The 3,928-nt window shown below is 68.1% G+C and carries 3 protein-coding genes; 2 read left to right on the forward strand and 1 reads right to left on the reverse strand.

Annotated features, from left to right (window positions below; all coding sequences use genetic code 11):
* Nucleotides 1-323 (forward strand): YhjD/YihY/BrkB family envelope integrity protein (locus VF697_RS10840; protein ID WP_331093981.1); only part of this gene is annotated, 323 nt, incomplete at its 5' end.
* 55 nt (nt 324-378) lie between these two features.
* Here the strand turns inward: VF697_RS10840 and VF697_RS10845 are convergent.
* Complete coding sequence (locus VF697_RS10845) at nt 379-1,977, reverse strand: ABC-F family ATP-binding cassette domain-containing protein (RefSeq protein ID WP_331093983.1); 1,599 nt, start codon at nt 1,975-1,977, stop codon at nt 379-381.
* A 339-nt stretch (nt 1,978-2,316) separates the two neighbouring features.
* On the opposite strand from VF697_RS10845, the gene VF697_RS10850 reads away from it, so the two are divergent.
* The gene (locus VF697_RS10850) at nt 2,317-3,831 is read left to right on the forward strand and encodes an alkaline phosphatase D family protein (RefSeq protein WP_331093986.1); all 1,515 of its coding nucleotides are present in this window, start codon (nt 2,317-2,319) and stop codon (nt 3,829-3,831) included.
* Nucleotides 3,832-3,928 lie beyond the last annotated feature (97 nt).

Below are 3,928 nucleotides of genomic sequence, written 5' to 3' on the forward strand. Positions count from 1 at the left end.
GCGCGCTCGGCGGCGTCATCGTGATGCTGCTGTGGATGTGGATCTCCTCGCAGGTCATCCTGCTGGGCGCGGAGATCAACGCCGTGCTCGAGCACCGCTCGCCCGAGGGCAAGGCACCGGGCCAGAAGCGTCCGGGCCAGGGCGGCCCCACGATGACCAAGGGCCAGAAGCGGCGCCAGGAGCAGAAGGAGCTCGAGGAGCGTCTGCTCCCCACGCCTCCGCCTCGGCCCGAGCCGGCCCGCATGTCCCCGCTGGGGGCCGCGGCCACCTGGGCCTCGGGTTTCGGGCTGGGGCTGTTCCTGCTGCGCCGCTCCAACCGGTGAGCACGCGGCTCGAGCGTCCGGCGGGTCTCATGACTCCGCCGGGCGCTCGCACGCGCTAGCGCCGCGGGGCGACGTGGCGCGGGTTCTTCTCGAGGAACTCGGCGAAGTTGCCGTTGAAGTCGTTGATGGGCTTGCCCTCTTCCAGGCTCCAGATGCGGGTGGACACCTCGGAGATGAGCTCCTGGTCGTGCGTCACGACGATGACGGTGCCCTCGTACTTCTGAAGGCCCTCGGCCAGCGCGCTGATGGACTCCAGGTCCAGGTGGTTGGTGGGCTCGTCGAGCACCAGCACGTTGTCCATGTTGAGCATCAGCCGGCACAGCAGCAGGCGCACCGTCTCACCACCGGACAGGGTGTCCGTGGGCTTCATCCGCTCCTCGCCCGAGAAGAGCATCCGGCCCATCACCCCGGAGATCTCCTCGTTGGTGAGCTTGGTGTTGATGTCGCGCAGCCACTCGAAGGCGGTGGTGCCCTTGCGGATGGTGCCGTGGTGGTCCTGCGGCAGGTAGCCCAGCGAGGCCTGGTGGCCCAGGGTGATCGTCCCCTTGTCCGGCTCGAGCTGCCCGGCGAGCATCTTCACCAGCGTGGACTTGCCCACGCCGTTGCGGCCGATGACGCAGATCTTCTCGCCCTTGCACACCAGGCCGCTGAAGGGCTGGACGACCTTCTGGCCGTCGTAGCTCTTGGCGAGCCCCTCGAACTGGAGCGTCTGCTTGCCGCTGGCCTGCTTCTGGTCGAAGCGGATGAAGGGGCGCGCGATGTTCGAGCGCTTGAGGTCATCCGTCTTCAGCTTGTCGATCTGCTTGATGCGGCTCTGCACCTGGGAGGCGCGCGTGCCGGCGTGGAAGCGGGCGACGAAGTCCTGCAGCTGGGCGATCTTCTTCTTCTTCTCGGAGACCTCGGACTCGACCCGGCTGCGCAGCTGGGACTTCTGCCTCACCATGTCATCGTAGCCACCGTTGTACTGGATGATGGTCTCGTAATCGATGTCGGCGATGTGCGTGCAGATGGAGTTGAGGAAGTGCCGGTCGTGGCTGATGGTGATGAGCACGCCCTCGAACGCCATGAGGAACGTCTCCAGCCAGCGGATGGAGTCGATGTCCAGGTTGTTGGTGGGCTCGTCGAGCAGCAGGCCCTGGGGCTTGCCGAAGAGCGCCTGGGCGAGCAGCACGCGCAGCTTGAGGCCGCCGGTGAGCTGCTTCATCGGCCCCTCGTGGCTCTCCGTGGGGATGCCGAGACCCTCGAGCAGCGCGGCCGCCTCGGACTCGGCGCTGTAGCCGTCCTCCTCGGCGATGACCATCTCCAGCTCGCCCAGCCGGTTGCCGTCCTCGTCGCTGATGTCGGGCTTGGCGAGGATGGCGTCCTTCTCCTTCATGACGTCCCACAGGGCCTTGTTGCCCATGAGGACGACGTCGAGGACGCGGTCGTTCTCGTAGCGGAAGTGGTCCTGGCGGAGGATGCCCAGCTTCTTGGGCCGGGAGATGGTGCCCATGTCCGCCTCCTCGTCTCCGGCGAGGATCTTCATGAACGTGGACTTGCCCGCCCCGTTGGGGCCGGTGAGGCCGTAGCGGCGGCCGGGCGAGAAGGCGACGTTGACCTCCTCGAAGAGCTTCTTGGGCCCGTAGGCCTTGGAGACGTTGATGATGGTGAACATGGGGGGCGCTTTCTAGCGGAAGGGGTAGGCGGCCGGAAGGCGCGCGACACGTTGAATTCGCTGAGACAGACGGTGCGGACCCGTTGTAACCGTCGAAAGGACGAATTCATGCCGGCCCGGAGGCCGGAATCGGAGCCTGGGCAGGCGTTGGTGTAGGACTCCCCGTCCGTTCGGACTGGAACCCTCTCCGGGCCACTCCAGGGGCCCCGGGATGCCTGCCTGGTGGGCCGGGAGACAGGGGGAGCCCCGTCCAGGAGGCGTCTCCTGCTCCCCGTGAGTCGCGCTCAGCGCCTCGTGCTTCCTGGCATGGGATGCTGGGGGCAACGCGCGGGAGGAACCATGCCGAAGCCGTTGATCACCACCGTGGGTTGCTGCACCAGCACCACGGCCCGCATCTGCATCACCACGAAGGAGGGCCTGGCCCACGCCCGGCTCGCCTTCCGCGCGGGGGAGGGCGCCTTCCAGGAGCGCACCCTTCGGCTGCACCGGCCCGAGGCCTCCTCCTTCCTCCATGGCGCGTTCGACCTCGAGGGGCTCGCCGAGTCCTCCACGGTCGAGTACGCGGTGGCCGTCGCGACCACGGAGGAGGGGCTGCCCCCGCTCGCGCGGCTCTCCCAGTCCGAGGGACTCCGCCGCTTCCGGCTGCTGCCCGCGCCCGGCCAGCCCCTGCGGGTGGGGCTGGTGAGCTGCAATGGCGGCCACACGGTGAGCGATCACGGCCGGCGCCATGCGATGTGGAAGCGGCTGGGCGAGGTCATCGCCGCGGGGGAGGTGGATCTGCTGCTGCACGTGGGCGATCAGGTCTACGCGGACCACATCCGCGAGGAGTGGCAGCGCCAGGACCTGGACGACCACCTGACGCCGGAGAACGCGGAGCTGATGCCCCGGCTGCGGGAGTCCTTCCGCGACCTGTATTGCGACACGTGGCAGCGGCCGGAGATCGCCGCGGTGCTCGGCTCGGTGCCCTCGCTGATGATGTGGGACGACCATGAGATCTTCGACGGGTGGGGCTCGTTCGACGAGGTGACTCCGGCGGACCGGGCCTTCTTCGAGGCCGCGAGGACGGCCTTCGAGGAGTTCCAGGCGCGCCACAACCCGCCCCGGTTCAGCGACTCCTACGGCTTCGGGTGGGTGAGCAACGACGTCGGCTTCCTGGTGCTCGACGCGCGGACCCACCGGAGCTGGAAGGACCAGACCATCATCGGCCGCCGGCAATGGGACGAGGTGGATGCGTGGCTGGAGTCCCAGGTGTCCGCCGGGCTCAAGCGGCTCTACGTCATCACGGGCATCCCTCCGCTGCACGCGAAGGTGGCGGCGGCCAGCAAGCTCCTCGAGAAGCTCGGGCTCAACTCGCTCCTGGGGGACGTGCGGGACTCGTGGATGGCGCCCAACAATGGCGAGGAGTTGCGCAAGCTGCTCAACCGGCTCTTCGAGTTCCGCAAGCGCTCGCGGGGGACGGAGGTGACGCTCCTGGGCGGAGACGTCCATGTGGGGACGACGGCGCGGCTGCGCTCCCGGATGCCCTTCCACAAGCGGGGGGACCTGGACCAGCCGGAGATCACCCAGGTGGTGTCCAGTGGCATCAGCTCCGAGCCTCCGGACGGTCTCATCCGGAGGATGGTGGAGCTGGGCATCGGTCCCGAGGCGGTCGACATGTACCAGGATCTCTTCACGGGCAGGCTGCTGGAGCTGCCGGGCAATCCGGATGGACTGCTGCTCTTCCGGCGGAACTTCGCCGTGCTGGAGCTCCACGCGAGCAGGACGAAGGGCTGGGATCCCGACCGGAACCTGCGCGTGCGCTTCTTCGCCGAGGACCTGCCGCGCCCCATCGAGCAGACGCTGCTGGCGCTCTGAAGCAACCCGGACTTCGGTCTCGGGATTGCACGGGGCGAGGGCCATGATGAAATCTTCCCTCATGGCCCCCTCCGAGCCCCCGTCCACCGAGCGAAAC

This window comes from Archangium sp. (genome assembly GCF_036388035.1).
GTDB lineage: Bacteria > Myxococcota > Myxococcia > Myxococcales > Myxococcaceae > Archangium.